The 14586-nt window shown below is 69.9% G+C and carries 12 protein-coding genes; 10 read left to right on the top strand and 2 right to left on the bottom strand.

What is annotated here, in order from left to right:
* Nucleotides 1–105: 105 nt before the first annotated feature.
* Nucleotides 106–573 (top strand): GNAT family N-acetyltransferase, encoded by a 468-nt coding sequence (locus tag AC1D2O_RS27965; RefSeq protein WP_478089760.1) that lies wholly within the window; start codon nt 106–108, stop codon nt 571–573.
* Between the two features lie 28 nt (nt 574–601).
* On the opposite strand, the gene AC1D2O_RS27960 is transcribed toward AC1D2O_RS27965, so the two are convergent.
* Complete coding sequence (locus AC1D2O_RS27960; protein WP_478089761.1) at nt 602–1816, bottom strand: patatin-like phospholipase family protein; 1215 nt, start codon at nt 1814–1816, stop codon at nt 602–604.
* A 125-nt stretch (nt 1817–1941) separates the two neighbouring features.
* Between AC1D2O_RS27960 and apbC the strand changes: the two genes are divergently transcribed.
* From apbC to AC1D2O_RS27930, 6 genes are all read left to right on the top strand, one after another.
* Nucleotides 1942–3033 (top strand): iron-sulfur cluster carrier protein ApbC, encoded by a 1092-nt coding sequence (apbC, locus tag AC1D2O_RS27955; protein ID WP_478089762.1) that lies wholly within the window; start codon nt 1942–1944, stop codon nt 3031–3033.
* 212 nt (nt 3034–3245) lie between these two features.
* Complete coding sequence (locus AC1D2O_RS27950) at nt 3246–4190, top strand: LysR substrate-binding domain-containing protein (RefSeq protein WP_478089763.1); 945 nt, start codon at nt 3246–3248, stop codon at nt 4188–4190.
* Between the two features lie 149 nt (nt 4191–4339).
* Entirely contained in the window at nt 4340–6154 is a 1815-nt protein-coding gene (locus tag AC1D2O_RS27945; RefSeq protein ID WP_478158247.1) for an NADH-ubiquinone oxidoreductase-F iron-sulfur binding region domain-containing protein, read from the top strand.
* Nucleotides 6151–9042 (top strand): formate dehydrogenase subunit alpha, encoded by a 2892-nt coding sequence (fdhF, locus tag AC1D2O_RS27940; RefSeq protein ID WP_478158246.1) that lies wholly within the window; start codon nt 6151–6153, stop codon nt 9040–9042. The genes AC1D2O_RS27945 and fdhF overlap by 4 nt, the downstream gene beginning before the upstream one ends.
* Entirely contained in the window at nt 9024–9926 is a 903-nt protein-coding gene (locus AC1D2O_RS27935; RefSeq protein WP_478088956.1) for a LysR family transcriptional regulator, read from the top strand. Before fdhF ends, AC1D2O_RS27935 begins: the two co-directional genes overlap by 19 nt.
* Nucleotides 9927–10117: 191 nt before the next feature.
* The gene (locus AC1D2O_RS27930; RefSeq protein ID WP_478088955.1) at nt 10118–10528 is read left to right on the top strand and encodes an FHA domain-containing protein; all 411 of its coding nucleotides are present in this window, start codon (nt 10118–10120) and stop codon (nt 10526–10528) included.
* A 53-nt stretch (nt 10529–10581) separates the two neighbouring features.
* Here the strand turns inward: AC1D2O_RS27930 and AC1D2O_RS27925 are convergent, their stop codons facing one another.
* Nucleotides 10582–11103 carry a hypothetical protein gene (locus AC1D2O_RS27925; protein WP_478088954.1) on the bottom strand — a complete coding sequence of 174 codons (522 nt, stop codon included), beginning with the start codon at nt 11101–11103 and terminating at the stop codon, nt 10582–10584.
* A gap of 187 nt (nt 11104–11290) precedes the next feature.
* Between AC1D2O_RS27925 and AC1D2O_RS27920 the strand changes: the two genes are divergently transcribed.
* Genes AC1D2O_RS27920 through AC1D2O_RS27910 form a run of 3 tightly spaced genes read left to right on the top strand, consistent with a single transcriptional unit; the run spans nt 11291 to nt 14586 of the window.
* A complete protein-coding gene (locus AC1D2O_RS27920; RefSeq protein ID WP_478088953.1) occupies nt 11291–11875 on the top strand; it encodes a DUF3305 domain-containing protein in 585 nt (194 codons plus the stop codon).
* A 34-nt stretch (nt 11876–11909) separates the two neighbouring features.
* Nucleotides 11910–12545 (top strand): DUF3306 domain-containing protein, encoded by a 636-nt coding sequence (locus AC1D2O_RS27915; RefSeq protein ID WP_478088958.1) that lies wholly within the window; start codon nt 11910–11912, stop codon nt 12543–12545.
* Nucleotides 12469–14586: a 4Fe-4S binding protein gene (locus AC1D2O_RS27910; RefSeq protein ID WP_478158245.1), complete on the top strand. Its 2118-nt coding sequence runs from the start codon at nt 12469–12471 to the stop codon at nt 14584–14586. The genes AC1D2O_RS27915 and AC1D2O_RS27910 overlap by 77 nt, the downstream gene beginning before the upstream one ends.

Below are 14586 nucleotides of genomic sequence, written 5' to 3'. Positions count from 1 at the left end.
GAGGGAGAAACGGGCTGGAACGGACTGCGGCCGGCGGCTGGGCCAGCGGGGGACCCGGCATTTTAGGTGGCGGGGCTATAGTCGTCCCGCCAACCCGAGTTCCCCGTGATCGCCGCCTACGAAATCTCCCTGGCCCGGGCGTCCGACGCGCCGGCGATCGCGGCGTTGTCGCGGGACGCCATCGAGCGCGGCCTCTCGTGGCGCTGGACCGAGCGGCGCGTGCTGCGCGCCATCCGGGACCCGGCCACCAACGTGGCGGTGGCCCGGCGCGAAGGCGTGCTCATCGGCTTCGCGATCATGCAGTACGGGGACGACGAGGCCCACATCGTGCTCTTCGCGGTCGACGCCTCGCAACGCCGGGCCGGCCTGGGCGCCGCCCTGCTGGCATGGCTCGAAGCCACCGCCGTCGTCGCCGGCATGCGCGCCATACGGCTCGAGGCCAGGGCCGGGAATGCCCCGGCGAAATCCTTCTATCGCCGGCACGGCTTCGTGGAGTACGGGTCGAGCCCCGGCTACTACGAAGACGTGGAGGACGCGGTTCGCATGGTGAAGCGGCTGGACGATGCGGCCTGACGGCGAAGCGTCGAGGTCGTCCCGGCCTTCAGGCGGTGCGGCGCCAGCCCAGGAAGCTGCACACCGCGTCGCGCTGATTGAAGGTGTCATGCCGCCCCAGTGCCATCAGCTCGCGCGTGAAGGCCGACTCGAACAGCAGGTAGCTGGCGAGCGCCGAACCCTTCAGGGCGGCCGTCTCGGCCGGCACCGCCGGTTGGCCCAGCAGGCCGCGGACGGCGGCCGGCAGCGCCTGGGCATGGCGCGCGGCGATCAGGTCGATGCGCTGCGACGGCGCGATCAGCAGCAGGTCCACATGCTTCAGCGAGGTGGCGCCGCGCGCTTCCGGCGGGACCAGCGCCAGCGTCTGGTTGATGCGGCGCAGGCGCTCCACGTCGGCGGTCAGCGAGTCGAGGAAGATGCTCGACAGCGCGTGGCCGGCGATCTGCGCCAGCGACGGGTAGCCGCTCAGCGCATTGGGTGCCAGCGCGTAGGCCGGTTCCTGCATGCGACCGGCGCCGACAGCGAGGATGCGCCTGGCGCCCAGGTGGATGGCGGCGGCCAGCGGCGCGGATTGGCGCATGGAGCCGTCGCCGAAGTATTCGACGTGGCCGTCGACGTCCAGCGGCGTGGCCGGAAAGACGAACGGAATCGCCGACGACGCCAGCAGATGCTCGTGCGCGATGCGCACGGGCGCGGCGCGTCGATGGGACCGGACCCACGGCTGCTGCTGCGGACCTGCCTGATAGAAGGTCACGTGCTCGCCCGAACCGTAGCTCGATGCCGTGACCGCCAGCGCATCGAGGTGGCCCTGCGACATCAGTCCGGCGAGCCGGTCCAGCGGCACCATCTGCGCGAGCAGCGCGCGCAGCGGTTCGTTGTCGAGAAACGAACGCAGGCCGCTGCGCCGCCAGCGTGCGACCAGCCAGCCGGCCGACAGCAGTCGCGCCCACGGCGCATCGCTGCGCAGCGCCGTCAAGGCGTCGGCGCGGTAGACCCGCCCGGGCTCGATCCCGGACCACGCCTGCGCGATCCTGCGCACCGTGGCATCGAAGTCGTCGGTGCCGCAGGCCAGAGCGGCCGCGTTGATCGCGCCGGCCGAGGTGCCGGTGATGATCCGGAACGGATTGCCCTTGGCCCGGGCCCCGGCCGCGCGGCGCAGCCTGGCCAGGGCCTGGAGCACACCGACCTGGTAGGCGGCACGCGCGCCGCCGCCGGTCAGCACCAGGCCGGTGGCGGGGATGGGAGCGGGACGGGGCGACGGCATGGCCGTCGAGCGTACCCGTCCTGCCGCGGCGAGGTGCCGAACCGGTCGCGCTGGAAGGGTCAAGGGCGTGCGGCCTTCGGCTTTCCTGGCGCCGCACTAGACTACCCGCCATTCAGGAGTGATCAATGGCAGTTACGAAAGAGGCGCTCGCGGAGGCCCTCAAGGCCGTCCTCGACCCCAACACCGGCAAGGATTTCATCAGCACCCGGGCGCTGAAGAACCTGCAGATCCACGAGGGCGAGGTCTCGTTCGACATCGAGCTGGGCTACCCGGCCAAGAGCCAGATGCCCGCCATGCGGCGTGCGCTGGTGGCCGCCGCCAAGACGGTGCCGGGGGTGGAGAACGTCTCGGTCAACATCGCGACCAAGGTCATCAGCCACGCGGTGCAGCGCGGCGTGCAGTTGATGCCCAACGTCAAGAACATCATCGCGGTGGCCTCGGGCAAGGGCGGCGTCGGCAAGAGCACGACCGCGGCCAACCTGGCGCTGGCGCTGGCCGCCGAGGGCGCCAGCGTCGGCCTGCTCGACGCCGACATCTACGGCCCGAGCCAGCCCATGATGCTGGGCATCCAGGGCCGTCCCGAGAGCGACGACGGCAAGACCATGGAGCCGCTTTCGAACCACGGCGTGCAGGTGATGTCGATCGGCTTCCTGGTCGACCCCGACGAGGCCATGATCTGGCGCGGCCCGATGGCCACCCAGGCGCTGGAGCAGCTGCTGCGCCAGACCAACTGGAAGGACCTGGACTACCTGATCGTCGACATGCCGCCGGGCACCGGCGACATCCAGCTGACGCTGTCGCAGCGGGTGCCGATGACCGGCGCCGTGATCGTCACCACGCCGCAGGACATCGCGCTGCTCGATGCCCGCAAGGGCATCAAGATGTTCGAGAAGGTCGGCGTGCCGATCCTCGGCATCGTCGAGAACATGGCGGTGCACGTGTGTTCGAACTGCGGCCACGTGGAGCACATCTTTGGCGCCGATGGCGGCCGCAAGATGGCCGAGCAGTACCAGATGGACTACCTCGGCGCGCTGCCGCTGGACATCAACATCCGGCTCCAGGCCGACAGCGGCAAGCCCACCGTGGTGGCCGACCCCGACGGCGAGGTGGCCGGCATCTACAAGACGGTCGCGCGCCGGGTGGCGGTGGGCATCGCCGAGAAGGCCAAGGACTTCTCGGCCAAGTTCCCGACCATCACCGTCAGTAAGAACACATAGATGTCGGGGGCGACCAGGCCGGCGCCGGGCCGTCAGCGCGGCGAAGTCCGCGCTTCGCACGGACGGGCGGCCTGCAGCTACCCCCTTGGGGGGCAGCGAGGACACGCAGTGCCGAGCGTGGGGGCGACCAGGCCGGCGCCGGGCCGCCCCAAGGCGGCCTGCGGCCCCCTCGGGGGGCAGCGAGGACACGCAGTGCCGAGCGTGGGGGCCCCATGAATTTGCTCGCCTCGATGCGCTACCTGGTCGCGCTCGAGGAGCACCGTCATTTCGGCCGCGCGGCCCAGGCCTGCCACATCACGCAGCCGGCACTGTCCAACGCGCTGCGTGCGCTCGAGGCGGAGTTCGGCGTCGTGGTGGTCAAGCGCGGCCGCACCTACGCCGGGCTCACGCACGAGGGTGAGGCGGTGCTGGCGGCGGCGCACCGGATGCTGCACGAGAACGAGGTCCTGCAGCAACTGCTGAAGAGCGAGGAAGGCTTTCCGCGCGGCAGCCTGCGAATGGCGGCCGTGCCCACCGCCATCCCGCTGCTGGCCCGTTTCGCGGCCCAGCTGCAGGCGCGCCATCCCGGCATCGTGCCGACCGTCCTGTCGATGAGTTCGCTCGAGCTCGAGACGGGGCTGGAGAACCTGTCGCTCGACATGGCGCTGGGCTACACCGAGCGCATGCATCCGCGCGAAGTCAAGCTCACGGCCTGGCCGCAGAGCGTCGAGCACTACTTCCTGTTGCGCCGCGCCGAGCGCAGCGGCGCCGAGGCGTTGCAGATCGGCGAACCGATCGGGTGGGCCCGGGCAGCCGAGCTGCCGCTGTGCCTGCTGACGCCGGAAATGCACAACCGCTCGATCGTCGACCAGGCCTTCAAGGCGGCCGGCGCGGCCGTGTCGCCCGCCATCGAGACCAACTCGGTGCTGACCCTGGCGCTGAGTGTCCTGTCCGGCCGGGTCTGCGCCGTGCTGCCGGGCGCGATGGTGGATGCGGTGAGGGGCCAGGGCCATTTCGAGGCGCTGCCGCTGGTGGCGCCCGAGGTGCTGACGCCGATCGGCTTCATGACGCAGACGGCGGTACGGCCCTCGCGCGCGCTGGAGGCGGCGCTGGCGCTGCTCCAGAGTCCGGACTGGGAGCGCGAAGTCGGGGCCCACAGCGGCGCCTTGCGCGGCTGATCCTGGGGGGCGGCGGACCGTCCGGCGTTTCATTTCTTTATTGAATCACTCCATGTGCGGATTCAATTTGCCAAGCGCGCCCGGGCGGCCGACAGTCGGGGAGGCCGCCGATTCGCGCGGCACGACATCCCCATGAGACCGCCGAGGCAATGAATCACCCAGGCACCCAGAACAAGATCGAGGCCATCCCGCTCGCCACGCCCGACCAGTTGCGCGAGCGCATCCGCCGCAAGAGCAAGCTCAAGGGGCGGCAGCCCGAGGAGAACGCACTGGCCGAGGTGCGCGCGCTGATCGGCCCGCGCCCGCTGGCCGGCTACCGGCGCGACCTGCTGATCGAGCAGTTGCACCTGCTCAATGACGCCCACGGCTGCCTGCACGACCATCACCTGGTGGCCCTCGCCTCGCTGACCGGCATCCCGATGGCCGAGGTGTACGAGGTCGCGACCTTCTACCACCACTTCGAGATCGTGCGCGGCGACGCGCAGGCGCCCGGGCTCACGGTGCGCGTGTGCGACGGCCTGGCCTGCGAGCTGGCCGGCGCGCAATCGCTGATCGAGCGCCTGCCCGCCCTGCTGGGCGCGGCCGGCCGCGACGACGTCCGCGTGATCGCGGCGCCCTGCATCGGCCGCTGCGAGCAGGCGCCGGCCGTGGCGGTGCACCAGCAGGCGGTGCCGCTGGCGAGCGTCGAGAAGGTGCTGCAGGCGGTGGCCTCCGGGCCCGGGCCGGCCACTGCGCGCCACACCCATTTCGTCCCCGCCGATCTGGCGGAGAAGAGCATCTCTGCGCCGTCCGAGGCGGTCGAGGCCCGGCCGCCCTTCACCGACTACCGGACCTACCGGGCGCACGGCGGCTATGCGCTGGCGGCCGCGCTGGCCAACGGCGAGCAAGACGCCGAAGCGGTGCTCCAGGCGCTCGAGGATTCGGGCCTGCGCGGCCTCGGCGGCGCCGGCTTCCCGGCCGGCCGCAAATGGCGCATCGTGCGCGACCAGCCCGCCCCCCGGCTCATGGCGGTGAACCTCGACGAGGGCGAGCCCGGCACCTTCAAGGACCGCTGCTATCTCGAACGCGATCCGCACCGCTTCCTCGAAGGCCTGCTGGTGGCGGCACAGATCACCGGCGTCGAGGCCTGCTACATCTACCTGCGGGACGAATACCACGACTGCCGCGCGCTGCTCCAGGCCGAGCTCGCCGCGCTGCGCGCCGATCCGCCCTGCGAGCTGCCGCGCATCGAACTGCGGCGCGGCGCCGGCGCCTACATCTGCGGCGAGGAGTCCGCGATGATCGAGAGCATCGAGGGCAAGCGCGGCGAACCGCGCATGCGGCCGCCCTATATCGCGCAGGTTGGCCTGTTCGGCCGGCCGACGCTGGAACACAACTTCGAGACCCTCTACTGGGTGCGCGACATCGTCGAGCGCGGCCCGCAATGGTGGACCGGCTTCGGCCGCCATGGGCGCCGTGGGCTGCGCAGCTTCAGCGTCAGCGGGCGCGTGAAGCACCCGGGCGTCAAGCTCGCGCCGGCGGGCATCACGGTGCGGGAGCTGATCGACGAATACTGCGGCGGGATGCTCGACGGCCATACGCTGCACGCCTACCTGCCGGGCGGCGCATCGGGCGGCATCCTGCCGGCCCGCATGGACGATATCCCGCTCGACTTCGACACCCTCCAGCCGCACGGCTGCTTCATCGGCTCGGCGGCCGTGATGGTGCTGAGCCAGCACGACCGCGCGCGCGACGCGGCGCTCAACGTGATGCGCTTCTTCCAGCACGAGAGCTGCGGCCAGTGCACGCCGTGCCGCGTGGGCACCGCCAAGGCGGCGGCGCTGATGCAGGCGCCGGCCTGGGACAACGCCACCCTCGAAGACCTGGCGCAGGTGATGGGCGATGCGTCGATCTGCGGCCTCGGCCAGGCGGCGCCGAATCCGATCCGCAGCATCCAGAACTACTTCCCGCAGGAGATCGCATGAACGCGCCTTCGAAGCTCGCCGAACTGATGCCGCAGACGGTGGCGTTCACGCTCGACGGCCGCGCCATCGAGGCCTTCGAGGGCGAGACCATCTTCAAGGCCGCCGAACGTCACGGCGTCGAGATTCCGCATCTCTGCTACACCGACGGCCTGCGCCCCGACGGCAACTGCCGCGCCTGCGTGGTCGAGGTCGAGGGCGAGCGCACGCTGGCGCCGAGCTGCTGCCGCAGCGTGACCGCCGGCATGAAGGTGCAGGCCACCAGCGAGCGGGCGCTGAAGAGTCAGAAGATGGTGGTCGAGATGCTGCTGTCCGACATGCCCGACGAAGGCTACAAGTGGATCGGCGACGATGCCGCCCGCCCGCACGGCGAGCTGAGCGAATGGGCGGCCCGGCTCGATGTCGCCGTGCGCCCTAAGCTCAAGGCCCTGCGCCGCGAACAGCCCGCGACCGACGTCTCGCATCCCGCGATGGCGGTCAACCTCGACGCCTGCATCCAGTGCAACCGCTGCGTGCGCGCCTGCCGCGAGGAGCAGGTCAACGACGTCATCGGCTACGCGATGCGCGGCGAGCATTCGAAGATCGTCTTCGACCTTGACGATCCGATGGGCGACAGCACCTGCGTGGCCTGCGGCGAATGCGTTCAGGCCTGCCCGACCGGCGCCCTGATGCCCAAGAGCCACATCGGCTCGCAGCAGGTCGACCGCAAGGTCGATTCGGTGTGCCCGTTCTGCGGCGTCGGCTGCCTGCTCACCTACAACGTCAAGGACGAGAAGATTGTCAGCGTCGACGGCCGCGATGGCCCCGCCAACCATGGCCGCCTGTGCGTCAAGGGCCGTTTCGGCTTCGACTACGCGCACCATCCGCAGCGCCTGACGAAGCCGCTGATCCGCAAGCCCGGCGTGCCCAAGCACTTCGACGAGGCACCGCGGCCCGGCGACTGGAGCGAGGCCTTCCGCGAGGCCAGCTGGGAGGAGGCGCTTGCCTTCACGGCCGGCAAGCTCAAGAGCCTGCGCGACACGCACGGCAAGAAGGCCCTGGCCGGTTTCGGCTCCGCCAAGGGCAGCAACGAGGAGGCCTACCTGTTCCAGAAACTGGTGCGCACCGGATTCGGAAGCAACAACGTCGACCACTGCACGCGGCTGTGCCATGCGTCGAGCGTGGCGGCGCTGCTGGAAGGCGTGGGCTCCGGTGCGGTGAGCAACCCCGTCTACGACGTCGAGCATGCGGAGCTGATCTTCGTCATCGGCTCCAACCCGACCGCGAACCACCCGGTGGCCGCGACCTGGATGAAGAATGCCGCCAAGCGCGGGGCGAAGATCGTGCTGGCCGATCCGCGCCGCACCGACCTCGGCAAGCATGCCTGGCGCACGCTGCAGTTCAAGGCCGACACCGATGTCGCGATGCTCAATGCGCTGATCCATGCGGTGATCGACGAAGGCCTGGTGGACCAGGAATTCATCCGTACCCGCGTCAGCAATTTCGAGGCCCTGCGCGAGAACGTCAAGGGCTACAGCCCGGAGGCGATGGCGCCGATCTGCGGCGTGCCGGCCGAGACGCTGCGCGAAGTCGCGCGCGCCTTCGCCAGCGCCAAGGGCGCGATGGTGCTGTGGGGCATGGGGGTGAGCCAGCACGTGCACGGCACCGACAATGCGCGCTGCCTGATCGCGCTGGTCAGCGTCACCGGCCAGATCGGCAAGCCCGGCTCCGGCCTGCATCCGCTGCGCGGCCAGAACAACGTGCAGGGCGCGAGCGACGCGGGGCTGATCCCGATGATGTTCCCCAACTACCAGCGGGTCGACAACGCGGCCGCGCATGCGTGGTTCGAGGACTTCTGGGGCCAGCCGCTCGATGCGGCGCCGGGCTACACGGTGGTCGAGATCATGCACAAGGCGCTGGCGCCCGACGATGACCCGCACAAGATTCGCGGCATGTACATCATGGGCGAGAACCCGGCCATGAGCGACCCCGACCTGAACCATGCGCGGCATGCGCTGGCGAGCCTGGAACACCTGGTGGTGCAGGACATCTTCATGACCGAGACCGCCTGGCTGGCCGACGTCGTGCTGCCGGCCAGTGCCTGGCCCGAGAAGACCGGCACCGTGAGCAACACCGACCGCATGGTCCAGCTCGGCCAGCGGGCGCTGAACCCGCCCGGCGATGCAATGCCCGACCTCTGGATCATCCAGCAGATCGCGCAGCGCATGGACCTGGATTGGCGCTACGAAGGCGAGGAATCCGGCGTTGCCGCCGTCTACGAGGAAATGCGCCAGGCGATGCATGCCGCCATCAGCGGCATCAGCTGGGAGCGGCTGCAGCGCGAGTCGAGCGTGACCTATCCCTGCCTCGACGCCGACGATCCGGGCCAGCCGATCGTGTTTGTCGACAGCTTTCCGACCGCGGACGGCCGGGTCAAGCTGGTGCCGGCGGACATCATTCCGGCCGCCGAGCGGCCCGATGCCGACTATCCCTTCGTGCTGATCACCGGGCGCCAGCTGGAGCACTGGCACACCGGCAGCATGACCCGCCGCGCCAGCGTGCTCGACGCGCTGGAGCCGATGGCCACGGCCTCGATGAACCAGGGCGACCTGCAGGCGCTGGGCCTGGTGCCCGGCGACGTGATCACCGTGCGCTCGCGCCGCGGCGAGGTCGCGATCCACGTGCGGCGCGACGACGGCACGCCGAGCGGCGCGGTGTTCGTGCCCTTCGCCTACTACGAGGCGGCGGCCAACCTGATGACCAATGCGGCGCTCGATCCGTTCGGGAAGATCCCGGAGTTCAAGTATTGCGCGGTGCAGATCCGGCGCGGCGGCGCACCGATGGCGGCGGCCGGCTACGGCACCGGCGCGACAGGCGACAATGCGCGCCTGCCATGGACAGTCTCGACCTGATCAGAACCTTCCGCGAGGTCGCCACGTACGGCAGCTTCTCGCGTGCCGCGACCAAGCTCGACGTCTCGAAGGCGACGGTGAGCAAGTACATCGCCGAACTCGAGACGCGGCTCGGCGTGCGGCTGCTCAACCGCTCCACGCGCGCGGTCAGCCTCACCGATGCCGGCGCGCTGCTGCTCGAACGCAGCAAGCCGATGATGGAGATGTTCGAGCTCACCCAGGCCGAGGTGCAGGAGCACGCCAACCATCCCACGGGGCGGCTGCGCATCTCGGCGCCGCTGGGCTCCGGCCAGGGCGACCTGCCGAAGCTGCTGGGCCAGTTCATGGGCCACTACCCCGACGTCAGCATCAGCCTGCAGCTGACCAACCGCGCGATCGACATGGCCGAGGACGCGATCGACGTGGCGCTGCACTTCGGTCCGATCGAGGACGAGAACCTGATCGTGCGCAAGCTGGTGCGCGGCCATCTGGTGGTGTGCGCCTCGCCGGTCTACTGGAAGAAGCACGGCAAGCCGACCCATCCGCGCGAGCTCGCCGACCACGATGCGCTGACCCAGTCGCGGCTGGGCGCCCACCCGGAATGGCGCTTCGAGGTGGACGGCAAGCCCTTCGACGTCGAGGTCAAGAGCCGGATGGACGCCACCGAGAGCGCGCCGCTGATCCAGATCGCGCTGCAGGGATTCGGCGTGATCTACATGCCCAACATGCTGGTGCAGCCGCACGTCGAGCAGGGCGAGTTGGTGCCGGTGCTGCAGGACTACGTGCGCAGCGACATGTGGCTGTCGGCCGCCTACCTGCAGCGGCGCCACAACAGCGCGGCGCTGCGCGCCTTGCTCGATTTCCTTGAATCGCGCTTCAGCGTGCGGAACAAGGCCAGGGGCTGAACGATCGGCGTCGCGGCGCTTTCCCCCTGCCGCGCGCCCCGCGGCGTGCTCTATGCCGGTAGCGGACCAGGATGCCAAGAATTGAAGTCGGCGTAACGAACAAGAATGGATTAACCCTTCTGTTTCCTTCTTTCCAGTTTGGCCTGTGGTCCTAAGCTTCAACCCAGTTCAATGAACCACAGGAACGGGGTATGGCAAGACTGATCATCCTGGCGCGGCACAGCAGCGTGCGGCAGGTCAACATCGCGGGCCCGATCACCACCATCGGGCGGTCCGGCAGCAACAGCGTGTGCATCGACAGCGAGCGGGTGAGCCGGCATCACGCCGCCATCGAGTGGACCGGCGACCGCTTCCTGCTCACCGACATGGGCAGCCGCAACGGCACCTACGTCAACAACGAGAAGGTGAGGGCGCACGCGCTGTCCAACGGCGACGCGATCGTGGTCGGCGACTGCCAGCTGCGCTTTCTCTACAGCCAGCCTCTGCCGCCGGCCGATGCGCTGCGGCTCATGACCCTGCCGGACCATCTCATGGCGATCGATGCGCAGATGGCGCGCAGCGCCAGCCGGCGCGTGCCTGAACGCCGCGTGTTCGCGCGCTGAGCTCAGGCCGGCGCCGGGCCGCGACCCACACGCAGTGGGGGAGCGTGGGGGCTTCAGGCGTACCGCGCTGCCATCGGCCGGCCGCGCGGCGGAACCGGCATCGCCGGCATCGCGCTCTGCTGGCTGCGCTCGGCGATCAGCCGGGCGGCCAGCTGCGCGGCCATCTCGAGCTTCTTCAAGTCGCGTGCCTCCAGCGACGGATCGGGCGTGAAGCTGAAGGAATACAAGGTGCCGTAGATCGTGCCGTTGCCGAGCACGACCGGCGCGCTGAGGTAGCAGCCTGCGGGCACCTTGGCGCTCAGTACCTGCTTGCAGAAGGCGAGTTCGAGCGGCTCGGCCTGCTCGTCGACGAACTGCGCGCGCCCGGAGGGCTGCCGCCGGTGGGACACCTGCCGGCCGTCGACGAACTCGCAGGCGAAGGCGGCCTCCATGCCGTGCTGTTCGCGCAGCAGCTTGAGGACCTGGTGCACCGAGGGGTCCAGCAGCGGATCGCTCATGTCCGGCGTCGCCATCAGCAGTTCGGACACGGTCACCTCGACGGCTGCGAGTGCGGGATCGTGTGCGTAGTAGCTCATGGTGGGGTCTCCGGTGGAATGGGTCGATTGGAGCGCACAAACTCCCCTGATCTCAAAAAACGAGAACTAAGGTTTCCTTTTGTGGCGACCTTTGTCACAGAAATGCAATCGAAATGCTTCAAAACGTGAGCGCCGCCATACACCCGACAAGGCCGTGGGCGTTCCGGCATCGGCTATCGTCGGCCCCATGGTGAACCCTGAAACCTCTTCTGCCGCGCCCCGCCCGACGCTCGACGTCGCCGTGGTGATGCGGCGCGAACGGCTTCACGGCCCGTCCAGCCACTGGCAGCCCTGGCGCTGGACGCTCGATGCGGTCGTGCCCGACGAGCCCGGCTTCGGCACCGGGCCCCGGCTGCTGCGCGACGACCAGGGCGAGCAGTTCTGGCTGCATCCCGGTTTCAAGGTCGAGCTGTTCCGCGACGAGGCCGAGGGCTATCACCTCAACGCGACCACGCCGGCGCCTTGCTGGTTCGTGCTCTGGCGCATGGACGAGGAAGCGACCCTGGGCCCGGAGCCGATTCCCCGCCCGGTGGTCGTGACCCTGAGCTACTACGAGGCGGGCCGCTGGCTGGACGCGCAGGAAACCGTCGAGCAGGTGCCGGCCCCGCCCGAGGTGCTGGAATGGCTGCGCACCTTCGTGCAGGAGCACTACGTGGCCGAGCCCAAGAAGCGCAAGCGGCCCGAGAGCTTCCGGCCGCTGGTGGACCGCTTCGGCAACGCGGCGAGCGTGTCGACCGAGAAGAAGCGGGGCAGGGGAGCCGGCGATGTCTGAACGGCCCCCACGCTCCCCCACTTCGTGTGGGTCGCTGCCCCCCGAGGGGGCCGCAGGCCCGCTTGGGGCGGCCCCGCGCGAGCCTGAAGGCTTCTTTGATCGCTGGTCGCGACGCAAGCAGCAGGTGCGCGCGGGCGAAGTGCCCGAGGAGCCGGCGATCGAGGCCGAAGACGAGGTGCGTGAAGCCGCCGCCCCGACCGGGCCGGCGCCTTCGGTGCTGCCGGCCGCGGAGGCCCCGCCGCCGCTCACGCTGGCCGATGTGCAGGCGCTGGACATCGATTCGGACTTCAAGCCCTTCGTCGCCGAGGGCGTGGCCCCGGAGGTCAAGAACGCCGCCTTCAGGAAGCTCTTTGCCGATCCGCACTTCAACGTGATGGACGGGCTCGACACCTACATCGACGACTACGCCAAGCCTTCGCCCTTGCCCGACAGCGTGCTGCGCCAGATGGCGAGCGCCAAGTTCCTGAAGCTCTTCGAGGAAGAGCCCGAAGAAACTCCCGGGAACGATGGATTGCCCGACGTGGCACAGTCCGATCCGGGAGACTCCCCCAGCCCGCCGGTTGCCGTTGCGCAACCCGCCAGCCAACCGACCGATGACCACCACGCTGATCTGCGACTGCAACCAGACGATGCCCCTCGAGCCGAAGATGCTCGGGACGGCACTGGCTGAAACCCTGCCCCTCCATTCCTCGCTGTGCCGCCGCGAAGCGGCGTCCTTCCAGCGCGCCATCCAGTCCGGTGACGAGGTGGTGGTCGCCTGCACGCAGGAGAAGCGCCTCTTCGGCGAACTCGCCGGGCAGACGCCCGAGGCCACCTCGCCGATCCGTTTCGTCAACATCCGCGAGACCGGCGGCTGGAGCCGCGATGCCCGCAGCGCGATGCCGAAGATCGCCGCGTTGCTGGCCGCCGCCGGCCTGCCCGAGCCGGACCCGGTGGCGACCGTGAGCTATGCGAGCCAGGGCCGGCTGCTGATCATCGGCGCCCTCGACGAAGCGGAGCAGGCCGCGGCGCTGCTCGGCGACAGCCTCGAGGTCACGATCCTCTCCCAGGGCCCCGGCCTGCTCGGCGGTGCCCAGGAGCGGCGCTGGCCGGTGCTCGCGGGCCGGCTCGAGTCGCTGACCGGCTGGCTCGGCGCCTTCCAGCTGCAATGGACGCGCGACAACCCGATCGACCTCGACCTGTGCACCCGCTGCAATGCCTGCGTGGCGGCCTGTCCCGAGCAGGCCATCGGGCTGGACTACCAGATCGACCTGGGCAAGTGCACCTCGCACCGCGATTGCGAGCGCGCCTGCAGCGTCGCCGGCGCGATCCGCTTCGATCGTGCGCCCGAGCGCCTGGACGGCGCCTTCGACCTGGTGCTCGACCTCGGCGCCTCGCCGGTCATCGACTGGCACGCGCCGCCGCAGGGCTACTTCCATCTGCCCGGCGGCGTGGCGCATGCGCGCGGCCTGCAGACGCTGCTGCGCCTGCGCGAACTCGTCGGCGAGTTCGAGAAGCCGAAGTTCTTCGACTACAAGCAGAAGCTCTGCGCCCACAGCCGCAACGAGGTCGTCGGCTGCAACGCCTGCATCGAGGTCTGCTCGGCGCACGCGGTCAGCAGCGACAAGGAGCGCCAGCGCATCGTCGTCAATCCGAACCTCTGCGTCGGCTGCGGCGCCTGCACCACGGTGTGCCCGACCGGCGCACTGGGCTACACCTACCCGCGCACGCCCCATCAGGGACTCAAGCTGCGCACGCTGCTCGCCACCTATGCGGGCGCGGGCGGCCGCGATGCCGCGCTGCTGCTGCACAGCCAGGAAGGCGGCCAGGCCCTGGTCGAGCAACTGGGTCGCCAGGCTCAGCTCGGCCGCGCCCACGGCGTGCCGGCGAATGTGATTCCGGTCGGGCTCTTCCATGCGGCGAGCACCGGCATCGACTTGTGGCTGACCGCCGTGGCCTTCGGCGCCTCGCAGGTGCTGGTGCTGGCGACCGGCGAGGAGGCGCCGACCTACCTGGCCGCGCTCGGCAAGCAGATGGACATCGCGCAATCGCTGCTGCGCGGGCTGGGCTACACGGGCACGCATTTCCGGCTGATCGAGGCCGCGACACCCGAGGCGCTCGACGCCGCGCTCGCGGGCCTGGGCGCGAGCCGCCGGCAGCTGCCGGCGAAGCCGGCCCGCTTCGCGGTCGGCGCCGAGAAGCGCAGCACGCTCGAACTGGCGCTCGACCACCTCCTGGACGAATCGCCGGCGCTGCGCAACCCGGCCGCCGACGCGCCGCTCGCGATTGCGCTGCCCGCGGGCGCGCCCTTCGGCGGCATCGCGGTGAACAAGGACGCCTGCACCCTGTGCCTGGCCTGCGTCAGCGCCTGCCCCGCCGGCGCGCTGCAGGACAACCCGAACGCGCCGCAACTGCGCTTCATCGAGAAGAACTGCGTGCAGTGCGGCCTGTGCGAGACCACCTGCCCCGAGCACGCGATCTCGCTGGTGCCGCGACTGCTCGCGGCGCCGGAACGCAAGCAGCCGGTGGTGCTCAACGAGGCCAGGCCGTGGGCCTGCATCCGCTGCAGCAAGCCCTTCGGAACGCAGAAGGCGATCGAGGCCATGCTGGGCAAGCTGGCCGGTCATGCGATGTTCCAGGGCGAGGCGCTGGAGCGCCTCAAGATGTGCAGCGACTGCCGCGTCATCGACCTCTACAGCGCGCAGAACGAAATGAAGATCACGCCGCTATGA

The organism is Variovorax sp. P1_G12 (assembly GCF_056405555.1).
Note: the sequence above shows the minus strand (reverse complement) of the source record. Positions and strands in the feature narration are given on the sequence as shown.

Bases quoted from the DNA above. Each gene is read 5' to 3' on its own strand.
- AC1D2O_RS27960 (WP_478089761.1), bottom strand. From the start codon at position 1,816: ATGCCGTCGCCCCGTCCCGCTCCCATCCCCGCCACCGGCCTGGTGCTG.
- apbC (WP_478089762.1), top strand. From the start codon at position 1,942: ATGGCAGTTACGAAAGAGGCGCTCGCGGAGGCCCTCAAGGCCGTCCTC.
- AC1D2O_RS27950 (WP_478089763.1), top strand. From the start codon at position 3,246: ATGAATTTGCTCGCCTCGATGCGCTACCTGGTCGCGCTCGAGGAGCAC.
- AC1D2O_RS27945 (WP_478158247.1), top strand. From the start codon at position 4,340: ATGAATCACCCAGGCACCCAGAACAAGATCGAGGCCATCCCGCTCGCC.
- fdhF (WP_478158246.1), top strand. From the start codon at position 6,151: ATGAACGCGCCTTCGAAGCTCGCCGAACTGATGCCGCAGACGGTGGCG.
- AC1D2O_RS27935 (WP_478088956.1), top strand. From the start codon at position 9,024: ATGGACAGTCTCGACCTGATCAGAACCTTCCGCGAGGTCGCCACGTAC.
- AC1D2O_RS27930 (WP_478088955.1), top strand. From the start codon at position 10,118: ATGGCAAGACTGATCATCCTGGCGCGGCACAGCAGCGTGCGGCAGGTC.
- AC1D2O_RS27925 (WP_478088954.1), bottom strand. From the start codon at position 11,103: ATGAGCTACTACGCACACGATCCCGCACTCGCAGCCGTCGAGGTGACC.
- AC1D2O_RS27920 (WP_478088953.1), top strand. From the start codon at position 11,291: ATGGTGAACCCTGAAACCTCTTCTGCCGCGCCCCGCCCGACGCTCGAC.
- AC1D2O_RS27910 (WP_478158245.1), top strand. From the start codon at position 12,469: ATGACCACCACGCTGATCTGCGACTGCAACCAGACGATGCCCCTCGAG.